General features: G+C 72.2%; 16 protein-coding genes. 4 read left to right on the top strand and 12 right to left on the bottom strand.

What is annotated here, in order from left to right:
* Positions 1-16: 16 nt before the first annotated feature.
* On the top strand, positions 17-1,060 hold the full coding sequence (locus OG710_RS22460; RefSeq protein WP_330240912.1) for a CAP domain-containing protein: 1,044 nt from the start codon (positions 17-19) through the stop codon (positions 1,058-1,060).
* Position 1,061: 1 nt separating this feature from the next.
* Here the strand turns inward: OG710_RS22460 and mutM are convergent, their stop codons facing one another.
* The 9 genes from mutM to OG710_RS22415 form a co-directional block, all read right to left on the bottom strand.
* Positions 1,062-1,916 (bottom strand): bifunctional DNA-formamidopyrimidine glycosylase/DNA-(apurinic or apyrimidinic site) lyase, encoded by an 855-nt coding sequence (mutM, locus tag OG710_RS22455; protein ID WP_330240911.1) that lies wholly within the window; start codon positions 1,914-1,916, stop codon positions 1,062-1,064.
* 102 nt (positions 1,917-2,018) lie between these two features.
* Entirely contained in the window at positions 2,019-2,843 is an 825-nt protein-coding gene (gene rnc, locus OG710_RS22450; RefSeq protein ID WP_111338452.1) for a ribonuclease III, read from the bottom strand.
* 19 nt (positions 2,844-2,862) lie between these two features.
* A complete protein-coding gene (gene rpmF / locus OG710_RS22445; RefSeq protein WP_003965982.1) occupies positions 2,863-3,036 on the bottom strand; it encodes a 50S ribosomal protein L32 in 174 nt (57 codons plus the stop codon).
* 2 nt (positions 3,037-3,038) lie between these two features.
* Positions 3,039-3,647, bottom strand: a complete 609-nt coding sequence (locus OG710_RS22440; RefSeq protein ID WP_111339638.1) for a YceD family protein — start codon at positions 3,645-3,647, stop codon at positions 3,039-3,041.
* A 200-nt stretch (positions 3,648-3,847) separates the two neighbouring features.
* Positions 3,848-4,894, bottom strand: coding sequence for a cell division initiation protein (locus OG710_RS22435; protein ID WP_330240910.1), 1,047 nt, complete (start codon positions 4,892-4,894; stop codon positions 3,848-3,850).
* 110 nt (positions 4,895-5,004) lie between these two features.
* Positions 5,005-5,484: a pantetheine-phosphate adenylyltransferase gene (coaD, locus tag OG710_RS22430; protein ID WP_330242317.1), complete on the bottom strand. Its 480-nt coding sequence runs from the start codon at positions 5,482-5,484 to the stop codon at positions 5,005-5,007.
* Positions 5,485-5,510: 26 nt separating this feature from the next.
* Positions 5,511-6,095, bottom strand: coding sequence for a 16S rRNA (guanine(966)-N(2))-methyltransferase RsmD (gene rsmD / locus OG710_RS22425; protein ID WP_111338449.1), 585 nt, complete (start codon positions 6,093-6,095; stop codon positions 5,511-5,513).
* A gap of 98 nt (positions 6,096-6,193) precedes the next feature.
* On the bottom strand, positions 6,194-8,425 hold the full coding sequence (gene recG, locus OG710_RS22420) for an ATP-dependent DNA helicase RecG (protein ID WP_330240909.1): 2,232 nt from the start codon (positions 8,423-8,425) through the stop codon (positions 6,194-6,196).
* Positions 8,426-8,501: 76 nt separating this feature from the next.
* Positions 8,502-10,157 (bottom strand): DAK2 domain-containing protein, encoded by a 1,656-nt coding sequence (locus tag OG710_RS22415; RefSeq protein ID WP_330240908.1) that lies wholly within the window; start codon positions 10,155-10,157, stop codon positions 8,502-8,504.
* 282 nt (positions 10,158-10,439) lie between these two features.
* Between OG710_RS22415 and rpmB the strand changes: the two genes are divergently transcribed.
* Positions 10,440-10,625 (top strand): 50S ribosomal protein L28, encoded by a 186-nt coding sequence (gene rpmB / locus OG710_RS22410; protein WP_003965989.1) that lies wholly within the window; start codon positions 10,440-10,442, stop codon positions 10,623-10,625.
* 128 nt (positions 10,626-10,753) lie between these two features.
* Here rpmB and thiD read toward each other — a convergent pair whose 3' ends face one another.
* On the bottom strand, positions 10,754-11,563 hold the full coding sequence (gene thiD / locus OG710_RS22405) for a bifunctional hydroxymethylpyrimidine kinase/phosphomethylpyrimidine kinase (protein ID WP_330240907.1): 810 nt from the start codon (positions 11,561-11,563) through the stop codon (positions 10,754-10,756).
* A 10-nt stretch (positions 11,564-11,573) separates the two neighbouring features.
* Positions 11,574-12,545, bottom strand: coding sequence for a thiamine-phosphate kinase (locus tag OG710_RS22400; RefSeq protein WP_111338446.1), 972 nt, complete (start codon positions 12,543-12,545; stop codon positions 11,574-11,576).
* A 240-nt stretch (positions 12,546-12,785) separates the two neighbouring features.
* Here OG710_RS22400 and OG710_RS22395 point away from each other — a divergent pair, with 240 nt between their 5' ends.
* Together OG710_RS22395 and OG710_RS22390 are read left to right on the top strand one after the other, a co-directional pair.
* Positions 12,786-13,019: an Lrp/AsnC family transcriptional regulator gene (locus OG710_RS22395; RefSeq protein ID WP_111338445.1), complete on the top strand. Its 234-nt coding sequence runs from the start codon at positions 12,786-12,788 to the stop codon at positions 13,017-13,019.
* A 20-nt stretch (positions 13,020-13,039) separates the two neighbouring features.
* Positions 13,040-13,528, top strand: a complete 489-nt coding sequence (locus OG710_RS22390; protein ID WP_241990102.1) for a DUF3515 domain-containing protein — start codon at positions 13,040-13,042, stop codon at positions 13,526-13,528.
* Positions 13,529-13,598: 70 nt separating this feature from the next.
* Here OG710_RS22390 and OG710_RS22385 read toward each other — a convergent pair whose 3' ends face one another.
* A complete protein-coding gene (locus OG710_RS22385) occupies positions 13,599-14,756 on the bottom strand; it encodes a D-alanine--D-alanine ligase family protein (RefSeq protein WP_330240906.1) in 1,158 nt (385 codons plus the stop codon).
* Positions 14,757-14,772 lie beyond the last annotated feature (16 nt).

Here is a 14,772-nt window from a genome sequence, read left to right as displayed (position 1 = left end):
CAGAAGGGCACAGCAGATGGGACGCCATCGACGCGGCGGCGCAGCTCCCGCCGCTGGGGAACAGGCCGAGGGGGCCGCGGGCCGGAACGCGGCGGCGGGTCGCAGGAAGCGGTCGGCGCTCCCCGTGCGCACCGGGCTGATAGGTGTCTCGACGGCCCTGGCCGTCGGAGCGGTCGCCGTGGCCTCGGGTCTGCTGCCCGGCGGCGACGGCCACACCGTGAGCGGTGGTCCGACCGCCGACCAGGTGCGTTCGCAGGCCGCGCCGGATCTGCTCACCCAGGGCGGCGTCACCGCATCGCCCAGCGATCGTGCTTCCGCTTCGGCCCCGGCCAGCCGAAGCACCGACCGCGCCTCCGCGCCCAAGAAGTCGGGTTCTGCCTCGCCGGACTCGTCGAAGCCGGCCTCGCCCAGCGCCTCCCGCCCGGCCTCCGATTCGCATTCCGCTTCGGCCGGTCCCTCGAAGACCGCGGCCGGAAAGAAGGCCGCCTCCGGGAAGAAGACCACCGGCGGGAAGAAGGCCACCGGCGGGGAGAAGGCCGCGTCCGGGAAGAAGGAGTCGGCCCGGCCCTCCTCCTCCACCGCCGCGAAGGCCCCGGCCACCGCGGTCACCCGGAGCACGGCGCCCGCCGCCCCGAAGTCCTCGGCCCCGGCCCCGTCGAAGAGCAGCACACCGACCGCCACCGCCACCTCCGCCCGGGCGGCCATCCTGGCCCTCGTCAACGAGGAGCGCGGCAAGGTCGGATGCAGCCCGGTGACGGCGAGCTCGTCCCTGGCCTCGCTGGCCCAGCGCTTCAGCGACGACATGGCCGCGCGTGGCTTCTTCGGCCACACCGACCCGGACGGCAGGACCCCCTGGGACCGGGCCGCGGCGGCCGGCATATCGGGGCTCGGGGGCGAGAACATCGCCCGCGGCCAGACCGACGCGCAGGCCGTGATGGATGCCTGGATGAACAGCGACGGTCACCGGGCAAACATTCTCAATTGCGATTACAAGACGCTCGGCGTCGGCGTCCACTTCGGCGCCGGCGGCCCCTGGTGGACCCAGGACTTCGGCTTCTGAGTCATGTCCGCGGCGGGCGCTGGCAGCGGGGGCAGTAGTAGCTGGACCGGTTCATCCAGGGGCGCCGTGCCATCGCCGTACCGCAGCGGTGGCAGGGCTCGCCCTCGCGGCCGTAGGCGTCGAGCGACCGGTCGAAGTAGCCCGACTCGCCGTTGACGTTCACATAGAGGCTGTCGAAGCTGGTGCCGCCCTGGGCCAGGGCCGCGTTCATCACGTCGCGGACGTGGCCCAGCAGCTCGGCCGACTTGGGGCGGGTGAGGGTCGCGGTCGGCCGGTCGTAGTGCAGCCGGGACCGCCACAGCGCCTCGTCCGCGTAGATGTTGCCGACGCCGCTGATCAGCGACTGGTCGAGCAGGGCGCGCTTGATCGTGGTGCGGCGCAGTCGCAGCGCGGTGTGGAAGGCGGCGTCGTCGAAAGCCGGGTCCAGCGGGTCGCGGGCAATGTGCGCGATGACGTCGGGCAGCCCGTCCGGGGTGTTCTCGTGGAGCGAGAGCCCGCCGAAGGTGCGCTGGTCCACGAAACGCAGCTCGGTGCCGACGGCGTCGGCGAACCTGATTCTGATCCGCAGATGCTTCTCGTCGGACGCCCCCTCGGGCTGTACGAGGAGCTGGCCGCTCATGCCCAGGTGGCCCAGGAGCGAGCCGGCCGCCCCGTCCAGCGGCACCCACAGATACTTGCCGCGCCGCATCGCCGTTCCGAACCGGGCCCCGGTGAGCCGGGCCGCGAAGTCCACGCCGCCCGCGAGATGGCGGCGGACCGCGCGCGGATGCAGCACCTCGACCTCACCGGCGGTCCGTCCGGCGACCCAGCGCTCCAGACCTCGGCGGACGACTTCGACCTCGGGCAGTTCGGGCACGGGAAGGCTCCTGGAACGAAGGGCGTACGGGGAAGAGGGAAGGACGTACGGGAAAAGGGAGAACCCCCCGGCGCGCGGTGGCGCCGGGGGGTTCTCCGCAGGTCAGGCCGGAGCGACGTCCGTGGACTGCGCGGGGTCGGCAGGGGTGTCGGCGGCCCCTCCGTCGGCAACGGCATTCGCCGCGGCCTCCCGTGCTTCCGCGGCGGCGCTGATCTCGCGCCAGGCGGACTCGGCCGCCTGCTGCTCCGCTTCCTTCTTGCTACGGCCGGTGCCGGTGCCGTACGAGACACCACCGACGCGGGCGGCAGCAGTGAAGGTCTTCTCGTGGTCCGGGCCGGTTTCCGTGACGAGGTACTCGGGGACTCCGAGGCTCTCGCTCGCGGTCAGCTCCTGGAGGCTGGTCTTCCAGTCCAGGCCGGCACCGAGGTTCGAGGACCTGTCGATCAGCGGGTCGAAGAGCCGGTGCACCAGCTCCGACGCCGCGTCCAGGCCCTGATCGAGATAGACCGCGCCGATCACCGCTTCCAGGGTGTCGGCGAGGATGGACGCCTTGTCCCGGCCGCCCGTGCCCTCTTCACCGCGGCCGAGCCGGATGAAGGAGCCGAGTTCGAGGCCGCGGCCCACTTCCGCCAGTGCGCGCGAGTTGACCACCGCGGCCCGAAGCTTGGCCAGCTGGCCTTCGGGCAGATCGGGGTGGGTGCGGTACAGCGTGTCCGTGACCACCAGGCCGAGCACGGAGTCCCCGAGGAACTCCAGCCGCTCGTTGGTGGGCAGACCGCCGTTCTCGTACGCGTACGAACGGTGGGTCAGCGCACGCACCAGAAGGGCGGACTCGAGTTGGTACCCGAGCCGCCCTTCCAGAAGCGTGTGGGACGAGGCTGTGTTGACGTTGTCTGCCTGCTTCTTGGCGTGGGACAACTCAGACATCGGGCCTCTCACCAGCCGCTCAGACCTCGAGGACCTGGCGCTTGTTGTACGTGCCGCAGCTGGGGCACGCGATGTGCTGCAGCTTCGGCTCCTGGCAGCGCTCGCACGAAACCAGGGTGGGGACCGCAGCCTTCCACTGCGACCGGCGGTGGCGCGTGTTGCTGCGCGACATCTTCCGCTTCGGAACAGCCACGGCTACTTCTCCTGCTTCTTGTCGACGCCGGGTGCGGCGCCGCCCATGTTGTCCTTCTCGCCGTCCTGAATGGTCTCGGCGAGTCCTTGCAGTGCCGCCCAACGAGCGTCGACGGCATCGTGATGGTGGCCGGGATTCTCGTCCAGCCTGACCCCGCACTCGGAGCACAGACCGGCACAGGATTCCTTGCACACCGGCTGCATCGGCAGTGCGAGCACCACCGCATCACGCAGCACCGGTTCGAGGTCGAACAGGCCGTCCTCGAGGAAAAGCCTGTCCTCGTCGTCCTCGGCGTCGTCGGCCGGGTCCGCGGGCTTGCCGTGGTTCCGGTCGTCGGCGTCAGGGTACGAGAACATCTCCTGGAAGTCCGCCTCGACCTCGCGGTTCAGCGGCTCCAGACACCTTACGCACTCCCCCTCGACCGTCGCACGGGCGGTCCCGGTGACGAGCACGCCCTCCATGACGGATTCGAGGCGGAGGTCCAGCTCCACCGGGGCACCTTCCGGCACTCCGATGACGCCGCCGATGCCGAGATCGGCGGGGGCGTCCGCGGTGCGGGTCAGCCGCCTCATGGCACCCGGACGCCGGCCCAGCTCGTGTGTGTCGAACACGAGGGGGTTTCGGTGGTCGAGGTGGCCGTTCAGGGCTTCTCCTGCTTTCGGATCGAACGCGTCACGCGTGGTGGGAGGGACCGACCGGTCCGGAGTCGAAGCGGGCAGCCGGGATCGCGGACATACGCGCGACCGAAGAGCCAGGATACTGGACACACCGCCCAGCTCCCAATCCGGGCCCGAACGGTCCCCGTGAGGGGTCAGCGGCCCTGTTCGTAGCGGCGCAGCTGGTCCAGGTCGATCATGCTGGTGTCGAAGAGGCTGGTCTCGTCCAGGGCGGCCTCGCCGTGCTGCGGAGCGGACTGCTGGGCGGGCTGCTGGGGCTGGACCGGCTGCTGCCAGGCGTCGTAGCCCTGCTGCTGGTACGCGGCGTACGGGTCGGGCTGCTGCTGGTAGCCGTAGACGTCCTGCTGGGGCTGGTCCTGGTAGCCGTAGCCCCGGTCGTACTGCGGCTCCGGCTGCGCGCCGTACTGCGGCTCGGGCTGGTGCGGGATCGGGAGCGGCTGCGGGGCGGCGACCTCGGCCAGTCCGGCCCAGTGGTCCTCGTCGCTGGTGTGGCCCTGGTCACCGGCCGCGTCCTGGGCGGCGATGTGCGCGCCCAGCTCGTCGGTGGCGACCCGGCCGTGCAGCTTCTGCCGGCCCCGGCCGACCGCCTCCAGCGTCTTGGCGAGCACCGCCTCGAAGGCGCCCAGCTTGGTGTCCACGTACGCGTCGGCGCGGCTGCGCAGGGTGTCCGGGTCGGTGCTGCGCTCGGGGGCCTCGGCGAAGTCGGGGTCCTCGTAGCCCTGCTCGTCGTAGCCCTGGCCCCGTCCGAGCAGCTTCTCGCGGCCCCGGTCGACGGAGCCGATGGTCTTGGTGAGGACGACCTCGAAGTTGGCGAGCTTGCTGTCGACGTACTCGTCGGCCTCGGCCCGGACCTCGTCGGCCTCCTTGCGGGCCTCGGCGAGGATGCGGTCGGCCTCCGCCTGGGAGTGCCGGGCGACCTCGGTCCCGGCGATCAGGGCGGTGCGCTCGGCGCGGGCGTTCTCGATGATGCGGCCGGCCTCCTGGCGGGCCTGTTCGACGAGCTGCTCGTGGCCGCCGATGACCTCCGCGGCCTGGGCGAGCGAGCCGGGCAGGGCGTCGCGCACCTCTTCGAGCATCGCGAGCAGTTCGGCGCGGTTGACCACGCAGGACGCCGACATGGGCATGGACCGGGCGTTCCCGACCGTCGCGACGATCTCGTCGAGCTTCTTCTGCACGTCCACCGTGTGCTCGCCACTCTCTACTGCCGGTTGGAGACGGACGGGACGACTGTACGGCCAGTCGGCTCCCGCCCGACACCCGCGGCCGGTACGCCTGACGTTCCGTCAGTGGTTCAGCGCTCGGCGAGCCGTGCGGTGAGGGCCTCCCCGACGACCGGCGGCAGCAGGTGCGAGACGTCGCCGCCCCAGGCCGCGACCTCCTTGACCAGCGAGGACGACAGGAAGCTGTAGGTCGGGTTGGTCGGCACGAAGAGCGTTTCGACGCCGGTGAGCCCGTTGTTCATCTGGGCCATCTGGAGTTCGTAGTCGAAGTCGCTGACGGCCCGCAGGCCCTTCACGATCGCCGGGATGTCGTGCTGCTTGCAGAAGTCGACGAGGAGGCCGTGGAAGGACTCGACCCGGACGTTGTCGAACTCGGCGGTGACCTGGCGGATGAGGTCGATCCGCTCGTCGACCGTGAAGAGGCCCTTCTTGGACTGGTTGATCATCACCGCGATGTGTACGACGTCGTACAGCTTCGAGGCGCGGCCGATGATGTCGAGATGTCCGTTGGTGATGGGGTCGAAGGACCCGGGGCATACGGCGCGGCGCAACTTGATTTCCTCGCTCTCCGGTCCGGTCATCGTGCGTCTTCGCACGTAGCGGCGGCGCGACCGTACCAAAGGGTTCCCTCGCCGTAGCGGCGGGCCCGCAACGGCTCGAAACCCTTGGGCCAGCTGAATTCTCCGCCCCTGGTGCTGCGTTCCACGGTGACGAGCGCGTCGTCCGCGAGCCACCCCTGGGCACGGAGTGTGAGCAGTATCTCGCCAAGATCGTCGTCGGTGACGGCGTACGGCGGGTCGAGGAAGACCACGTCGTACGGGGCGGCCGGCGCCGGGCCCGTCACGATCTGTTCGGCTTTGCCGCCGCGGACCTCGGCGCCGGGCAGGCCGAGGGTGCGGGCGTTGTCCCGGACGGTGCGCAGGGCCTTGGCGTCGGCCTCCACGAGCAGGGCGTGGGCGGCACCGCGGGAGAGCGCTTCGAGGCCGACGGCGCCGGAGCCGGCGTAGAGGTCGGCGATCCGGATGCCGTCCAGGGTGCCGAGGAGCGCCTGCCAGGTGGAGAACAGGCCCTCGCGCGCGCGGTCGGATGTGGGCCGGGTGCCGGTGCCGGGCGGGACGGCCAGGCGGCGTCCGCCGGCCACGCCTGCGATCACGCGGGTCATGGGTGACTGGTCCTCGGGTCGGGTCGGGGCTGCGCGCGGGGTGCCGCGGGCGCCGTGGCTCCACGATATGGCGTGTGCGGGGCCCGGGCGCTTCGGGCTCACCCCTTGTCGAGGTACTCCTCGCGCTCCTTGTCCAGCAGGGCGTCCAGGGCGGTGCGCAGTTCGGGCAGGCGGTCCAGGTCCGGGTCGGCGGAGACGACGGCGACGGCCTCCTGGCGGGCGGCGGCGATGACCTCCTCGTCGTCGATGACGCTGAGGACCCGCAGCGAGGAGCGGACGCCGGACTGGGCCTGGCCGAGCACATCGCCCTCGCGGCGCTGTTCGAGGTCGATCCGGGACAGCTCGAAGCCGTCCAGGGTTGCGGCCACGGCGGAGAGGCGGGCGCGGGCGGGGCTCGCCTCGTGGGCCTCGGTGACCAGCAGGCAGAGGCCGGGGGCGGAGCCGCGGCCGACCCGGCCGCGCAGCTGGTGCAGCTGGGAGACGCCGAAGCGGTCGGCGTCCATGATGACCATCGCGGTGGCGTTGGGGACGTTGACCCCGACCTCGATGACGGTGGTGGCGACCAGGACGTCCACGGCGCCGGCGGCGAAGCGGCGCATCACGTCGTCCTTGTCGTCGGGCTGCATCCTGCCGTGCAGCACCTCGACGCGCAGGCCGTTCAGGGGGCCCTTCGCGAGCTGTTCGGCGGTCTCCAGGACGGCGAGCGGGGGGCGCTTGTCCGCGGCGGCCTCCTCCTCGGCGGCCTTCTTGCCCTTCCCCTTCTTCCCGGCCGGATCGTCCTCGTCGTCGCCGATGCGGGGGCAGACGACGTACGCCTGGTGGCCGCCCTCGACCTCCTCGCGGACGCGTTCCCAGGCGCGGCTGAGGAAGTGCGGTTTGTCCTTGGCGGGGACGACATGGCTGGCGATGGGCGAGCGGCCGGCCGGGAGCTGGTCGAGTACGGAGGTCTCCAGGTCGCCGAAGACGGTCATGGCGACGGTGCGCGGGATGGGGGTGGCGGTCATGACGAGCAGGTGGGGCGACCTCCGTTCGCCTTGGGAGTGCGCCTTGGAGCGCAGCGCGTCGCGCTGTTCGACGCCGAAGCGGTGCTGTTCGTCCACGACGACCAGGCCCAGGTCGTGGAACTTGACCTTGTCCTCGATGAGGGCGTGGGTGCCGATGACGAGCCCCGCCTCGCCGGTGACCAGGTCGAGGAGTGCCTGGCGGCGGGCGGCGGTGCCCATGGAGCCGGTGAGCAGGACGACCTTGGTGCCCTGCTCGGAGCCGCCGAGCATGCCTCCTTCGGCCAGCTCGCCCATCATCTCGGTGATGGACCGGTGGTGCTGCTGGGCGAGGACCTCGGTGGGCGCGAGCATGGCGGCCTGGCCGCCGGAGTCGACGACGGCGAGCATGGCGCGCAGGGCGACCATGGTCTTGCCGGAGCCGACCTCGCCCTGGAGGAGGCGGTGCATCGGGTGTTCGGTGGCGAGGCCGTCGAAGATCTCCTTCGAGACCTTGTTCTGGCCGTCGGTGAGGGTGAACGGGAGCTTCGCGTCGAACGCGTCGAGGAGGCCGCCGAGGGCGGGCCTGCGGGCGACGGCGGGGAGCTGGGTGTCGGCGAACCGGCGGCGGGCCAGGGCGACCTGGAGGACGAATGCCTCGTCCCACTTGAGCCGGTCGCGGGCGGCGGCCACATCGGCCTTGGTGGCCGGCCGGTGGATCTTGAGCAGGGCCTCGGGCAGCGGGAGGAAGCCGCGGCCCTCGCGCAGGGTGGCGGGCAGCGGGTCGACGGCCTCGGCCGCGCTGGGCAGCACGGCGTCCACCGCCTTGGCGATCCGCCAGGAGTCGAGCTGCTTGCAGGCGGGGTAGATGGGCAGCAGCCTGCCCGCGAAGGCGTCGACGGCCTCGCTCGCCTCGTCCGTGTCGGCGGCGTCGAGCAGCTGGTAGGTGGGGTGGGCGAGCTGCATCCTGCGGTTGAAGACGGAGACCTTGCCGGCGAACATGGCGCGCCGGCCGGGCAGCAGCTCCTTGTGGGGTTTGTGGACGCCGTGGCCGAAGAAGACGAGCTGGAGCCGGCCGTGGCCGTCGGTGAGCGTGACTTCCAGGCGTCTGCCGCGACCGCCGTTGAACGTGAGGACGCGGGCGTCGGCGACCTGGGCGACGACGGTGACGTGCTCGTCGAGCGGAAGGTCGGTCAGCGCCGTGAGCCGGCCGCGCTCCTCGTACCGGCGCGGGTAGTGGTGCAGCAGGTCCCCGACCGTGTGCAGGTCGAGGTGCTCGCCCATCACCTTCGCGGTGGGACCGCCGAGGAGCTTCTTGAGGGGTTCGTCGAACGCAGACACGCGTTCCATTGCACACCACGGCAGTGACAGTCGGCCGGAGGGTGGCGCCGGACCGTCGGAACGCCGCTCCGCGCCGATGAGCGAGCTACTCCACGCCGATGAGCAGCGGGGCGGTCTGGCGGCCCCCGTGGTAGATGGTCGTGTCCACCGCGAGGTGGCCCTCGCGGACGTGCTGTTCCAGGGTGTCGGCGAGGGTGGGCGGGGTGTTCTCGCCGAGGACCAGGGTGACCAGTTCACCGCCGGAGGCGAGCATCCGGTCGAGCACCTTGCGGGCGGTGCCGGGGACGTCCTGTCCGATGACGGCCACGTCGCCGTCGATGAGGCCGAGGATGTCGCCGGCCTGGCAGATGCCCGCCGTGGTCCATGACTGCCGTTCGGCGACGGCGAGTTCGGCGTAGCGGGTGGCGCCGGCCGCCGAGGTCATGGCGACCACGTCCTCGTCGAAGCCGCGGCCCGGTTCGTGGACGGCCAGCGCGGCGATGCCCTGGACGGCGGCGCGGGTGGGGATGACGGCGACCCGGACGCCGTGGGCCCTGGCCTGTTCGGCCGCGGCGGCGGCGGTGTGGCGCAGTTCCCCGTCGTTGGGGAGCAGGACCACCTCGCGGGCGTGGGCGCGGCGGATCGCGTCGGCGAGTTCGCCGCTGGCGGGGGGTTCGCCGGGCCGGGCGAGCACGGTGGTGGCGCCGGCCTCGCGGCACAGGCCGGCCAGTCCGTCGCCGGGGACGACCACGACGACGGCGCGGCGGGCGGGTTCGGGGCGGGCGTGGCTGCGGTCGGCGGCGAAGTGGGTGATCCGGATGCGGTACGGGCGGCCGGCCTCGACGCCGGCCTCCACCGCGGCGCCCGCGTCGTCCACATGGACGTGGACGTTCCAGAGGCCGTCGCCGCCGACCACGACGAGGGAGTCGCCGAGGGCGTCCAGCCGGCGGCGCAGCCGGTCCACGGCCTCGTCGCCGGCTTCCAGCAGGTAGATGACCTCGAAGGCGGGGCCGCCCCCGGTCGCTTCGGCCGCCGGGCACGTGCCGTCGTGCTCCGCCTCGGCGTCGCCGGTGTGCTGCGGGACGAAGGGGGCGGGGTCGCGGTACGGGTGGTGCGGGGCGTGCCCCGAGACGGCTTCGACGAGTGCGCCGAGGAGGGTGACCAGGCCGCGGCCGCCCGCGTCGACGACGCCGGCCCTGGCGAGGGCGGGGAGCTGTCCGGGGGTGGCGTCCAGGGCGGTGCGGGCGCCCTCGTAGGCGGCGCGGGCCACCTCGGCGGTGTCCGCGCCGGGTGCCGCGCGTCCGGCGGCGGCCGCGGCCCGGTCCGCGACGGTCAGGACGGTGCCCTCGACGGGGTGGGCGACGGCCTCGCGGGCCCAGACGGCGGCCCGGTCGAGCGCCAGGCGCATCCGGTCGCCGCCGGTGCCCTCCGCGAGGACGCCGGCCATGCCGCGCAGGAGCTGGGCGAGGATCGTGCCGGAGTTGCCGCGGGCGCCGATGAGGGCGCCGTGGGCCATGGCGCGTACCGCGTCCGCCGCGGAGGGCACCGAGGTGCCGCCGGTCTCGTGGGCGGCGAAGACCGCTTCGACGGCCGCCGCCGCGGATTCCACGGTCAGGTAGAGGTTGGTGCCGGTGTCCCCGTCGGCGACGGGGTAGACGTTGATCGCGTCGATCGCCTCCCGTTCCCGGCCGAGTGCCTCCAGGGCCAGGGAGCACCAGGTCCGTACCGCGACGGCATCCGGTTCGTCGGCGGTCTGCGGCACCTCGGGTCCTCCTCGGAACGGGGGCTCGGGACGGGGCTCGTGAGCGGGGGAAGGGGCGGCTGTCCGCCCCGCAGATTAGTCCCGGCCGGCGGGTGGGCCGGTCCGGGGGCGGGGAGGGCGGCGGTGGAACCCATGGTAGTTTCGTATCTCCGGAGCAGGCGTTGTATGCTGCTTCGGTTGCCCGACGAAAGTCGGGACATTCCCCCGGTACCGTCGCTTCAGTCCTTGAATCCGGCGTACCGGAATTCACTGTAAGTGCATCTGAAGTCTTTGGAGTGACCCGTGGCTGCCAACTGCGACGTTTGCGGCAAGGGGCCGAGCTTCGGCAACAGTATTTCGCACTCGCACCGCCGTACGTCCCGTCGCTGGAACCCCAACATCCAGCGCGTGCGTGCCGTGGTCGGTCGGACGCCGAAGCGGCTCAACGTCTGCACCTCGTGCATCAAGGCCGGCAAGGTCGCGCGCTGACGTTCCCGTCGTAGCGCAGCCCTACCGGTTGCCCGAAAAGCCGGTCCATCTCGGTGGACCGGCTTTTTGCTGTGCGCATACGGGCCCGCGGCCCGGCTGGTCGCGTCCCGGTGGCCGGGCCCGCCGGGTCAGTCCGCCTCGCGCAGCCGCCAGCCGTGGCGGACCGGGCCGATGCCCGCGCCGAGCGGGAAGCCCGCCTCGATCGCCCCGGTGACGTACTCCTTCGCGGCCCGGACCGCCGCCGGCACCTCGGCGCCCCGCGCCAGGTGGCAGGCGATGGCGGAGGCGAGGGTGCAGCCGGTGCCGTGGGTGTGCCGGTTGTCGTGGCGCCGGGCGCGCAGCCAGTGCTCCTCGCTGCCGTCGGTGAGCAGGTCCACGGGGTCGCCGGGCAGATGGCCGCCCTTGACGACGACCCAGCGGGGCCCGTAGCCGAGCAGCGCGCCGGCGGCCCGGCGCATCCCGGCCTCGTCGGTGACGGTGATCCCGGTGAGCTGCGTCACCTCGTCCAGGTTGGGGGTGGCCACGGTCGCGACGGGCAGCAGCTTCGTACGGACCGAGGCGAGGGCGTCGGCGGCGAGGAGCGGGTCGCCGTGCTTGGAGACGCCGACCGGGTCCACGACGACGGGGGCGGCGGTTTCGGCGAGCAGTTCCGCGACGGTCTCGACGAGGGTCGCGGTGGCCAGCATCCCGGTCTTGACCGCGTCCACGCCGATGTCGGAGACGACGCTGCGGTACTGGGCGCGGACCGCGTCGGCGGGCAGTTCCCAGGCACCCTGGACACCGAGGGAGTTCTGCGCGGTGACGGCGGTCAGCACGCTCATTCCGTGGGTGCCGAGCGCGAGCATGGTCTTGAGGTCGGCCTGGATGCCCGCACCGCCGCCGGAGTCGGAACCGGCGACGGTGAGCACACGGGGCGGTACGGGTGTGATGATCGGCATGCGCCGCAATCTACTGGGCGTCCTCGATGTCGCCGAAGTGGTCCCAGCCGTTCTTGCTGGTCCAGGGCGCCCCGTCGACCGTCACCTGGGGCAGCGCGGACGGGTTGAGGACCTCGCCGATGACCTTCCAGCGGGCCGGCAGCTTCACGTCGGGCGGGAAGGTCGCGACGATCGCGTGGTCCTCTCCCCCGGTGAGCACCCACTGCAGCGGGTCCACGCCGACGGCCTGCCCGATGTCCGACATCTGGGACGGGACGTCGATGAGCCCGGAGCGCAGGTCGATGCGGACCTTGCTGGCCTCGGCGATGTGCCCGAGGTCGGCGACGAGCCCGTCGCTGACGTCGATCATGGCGGTGGCGCCGAGCCCGGCGGCGGCCGGGCCCGCGTGGTACGGCGGTTCGGGGCGGCGGTGTGCCTCGACGAAGGCGCGCGGCGAGCGGAAGCCGCGGGAGAGCACGGCGTATCCGGCGGCGGACCAGCCGAGCCAGCCGGTGACGGCGACGACGTCCCCGGGCTGGGCGCCGGCCCTGGTGACGGGTTCGTGGTTGCGCAGATCGCCGAGGGCGGTGATCGAGACGGTGATGGTGTCACCGCGTACGACGTCACCGCCGACCACGGCCGCGCCCGCGACCTGGCACTCGTCGCGCAGCCCGTCCATCAGCTCCCCGGCCCAGGTGACCGGGAGTTCGGCGGGAACGACGAGGCCGAGGAGCAGTGCGGTCGGCACGGCGCCCATGGCGGCGATGTCGGCGAGGTTCTGCGCGGCGGCCTTGCGGCCGACGTCGTAGGCGGTGGACCAGTCGCGCCGGAAGTGCCGTCCCTCCAGCAGGATGTCCGTGCTGGCCACGACCCTGCGGTCGGGGGCGGTCACGACCGCGGCGTCGTCGCCCGGCCCGAGCCGGACCGCCGGAGTGGTGGTGAGCCGGGACGTGAGCTCTCTGATGAGCCCGAACTCCCCCAACTCGCCCACGGTTGCCTTCACCGAGTGTCACCTCTCATCTGTCGGGCCGGACGCTCCGGCCTGTCCCCCGTGCGCGCCGCCCCACTCGCGGTCGCGTGCCGTCTCTGCTGTCGGTACTGTCAAGAGTTACGTCAACTTGTGCGTTCTGTACGCCACGCTGATGACGTCATCCGGCCCGTGGGTCTCCCCGCTGCGCGCGGCGACGCGATAACGTGGCGTCCCTTTCCCCCACATGATCCTCGTGGCCGTCCTGGAGGTTCCGTGGTACAGGCGTACATCCTCATTCAGACCGAGGTGGGCAAGGCGTCGACCGTCGCCGCGACCATCTCCGAACTCCCGGGAGTGATTCAGGCAGAAGACGTCACAGGTCCGTACGACGTGATCGTGCGCGCCCGGGCCGAAACGGTGGACGAACTCGGACGCATGGTGGTGGCACGGGTCCAGCAAGTGGACGGCATCACCAGAACCCTGACCTGCCCGGTCGTGCACCTCTAGCCCCCGTCTACGCTGGGCCGGTGACGTACTCCAGCCGCCGGCTCCTCCGCCCCGTGCTCCACGGTCCCTGCGCCGCCCTGCTGCTGCTCGCGGCGGCGGGCTGCTCACCGGGTGACGCGGCGGCGTCGGTCACGGTGCCCACCCCGTCCTCGGAAGCCGCAGCCTACTGCCGCGCGCTGGACAGGGAGCTGCCGGATTCCGTCGCCGGGCTGGAGCGAAACGATCCCGAGCCCGGTTCGGCGCTGACCGCCGGGTGGGGGGACGGGGCGATCGTACTGCGCTGCGGCGTGGAGCGTCCCGCCCGGATGGACGACGACCAGTCCAAGGGGATCACCGCGAACGGGGTGAACTGGATGCTGGAGCAGCGCGAGGACGACGGCCCCCGGCTGACGACCACGCTGCGCGTGACGTATGTCGAGGTGTCGCTCTCACAGGCGTACGCGCACGACACGACCCCGCTCGCGGCTCTCGCCCCCGCGGTGGAGAAGACGGTGCCGAACCGGCTGTGAGCCGGTGCCGAACCGGTTCGAGGGCGGGCGCTCCTTGCGGGGGCGCCCGCCCTTCGCCGTGTGCGGTGGCTCAGCGCAGTCCGGTCGGCCGGGTGAGCGCGGCCTGGATGAGCCGGTCCACGAGCTGCTGGTAGTCCACGCCGCTCTCCTGCCACATGCGCGGGTACATGGAGATCGGGGTGAAGCCCGGCAGGGTGTTGATCTCGTTGATGACGAAGGTGCCGTCCTCGGTGAGGAAGAAGTCGGCGCGCACCAGGCCCTCGCAGGAGCAGGCGTCGAATGCCTCGATGGCGAGCCGCTGAACCTCGGCGGTCTGCTCGTCGGTGAGCGGCGCCGGCACGATCCCGGAGGCGGCGTCGATGTACTTGGCCTCGAAGTCGTAGAAGTCGTGCGCGGTGACGGGCGGGATCTCGGCCGGCACGCTGGCGCGCGGCCCGTCCTCGAACTCCAGCACGCCGCACTCGATCTCGCGGCCCCGCAGCAGCGACTCCACGAGGAACTTGGGGTCGTGGCGGCGGGCCTCCTCGATGGCCGCGTCCAGGCCGGAGGCGTCGTCCACCTTGGTGATGCCGATGGAGGAGCCGGCGCGGGCGGGCTTGATGAAGAGGGGCCAGCCGTGTTCGGCGGCGAAGCCGGTGATGCGGTCGCGGACGGCGGCGGGGTCGTTGTCCCACTCGCGGGGGCGGACGACCAGGTAGGGGCCGACCGGGAGGCCGAAGGAGGTGAAGACCCGCTTCATGTACTCCTTGTCCTGGCCGACCGCGGAGGCGAGGACGCCGGCGCCCACGTACGGCACCCCGGACAGTTCCAGGAGTCCCTGGAGGGTGCCGTCCTCGCCGTACGGGCCGTGCAGGACGGGGAAGACGACGTCGACCTCGCCGAGGGCCTTGGGCACCGCGCCGGGCTCGGTGTAGACCACTTCGCGGCTGCCGGGGTCGACGGAGAGCACGACGCCGCCCTCGTCGGATTCGGCCAGTTGGGCCACGTCCGGCATGGTCCGGTTGGCGATGGCCATGCGTTCCGGTTCGTCGGCGGTGAGCGCCCAGCGGCCGTCCGTGGTGATGCCGATCGGCAGGACGTCGTACTTGGTCCGGTCGATGGCGCCGAGGACGGCGCCGGCCGTGACCACCGAAATGCCGTGTTCGGAGCTGCGGCCGCCGAACACGACGGCCACACGCGGCTTGCGGAGCTGGTGCTCCGTGCTCTGGGGGAGGTTCTCGCTGCTCATATCGCGTTGAGCGTAC

It is taken from the genome of Streptomyces sp. NBC_00525, assembly GCF_036346595.1.
Lineage (GTDB): Bacteria > Actinomycetota > Actinomycetes > Streptomycetales > Streptomycetaceae > Streptomyces.
Note: the sequence above shows the minus strand (reverse complement) of the source record. Positions and strands in the feature narration are given on the sequence as shown.

Coding starts and splice junctions, on each gene's coding strand:
- OG710_RS22460 (WP_330240912.1), top strand. CDS start 17: ATGGGACGCCATCGACGCGGCGGCGCAGCTCCCGCCGCTGGGGAACAG.
- rnc (WP_111338452.1), bottom strand. CDS start 2,843: ATGTCTGAGTTGTCCCACGCCAAGAAGCAGGCAGACAACGTCAACACA.
- rsmD (WP_111338449.1), bottom strand. CDS start 6,095: ATGACCCGCGTGATCGCAGGCGTGGCCGGCGGACGCCGCCTGGCCGTC.
- recG (WP_330240909.1), bottom strand. CDS start 8,425: ATGGAACGCGTGTCTGCGTTCGACGAACCCCTCAAGAAGCTCCTCGGC.
- thiD (WP_330240907.1), bottom strand. CDS start 11,563: ATGCCGATCATCACACCCGTACCGCCCCGTGTGCTCACCGTCGCCGGT.
- OG710_RS22385 (WP_330240906.1), bottom strand. CDS start 14,756: ATGAGCAGCGAGAACCTCCCCCAGAGCACGGAGCACCAGCTCCGCAAG.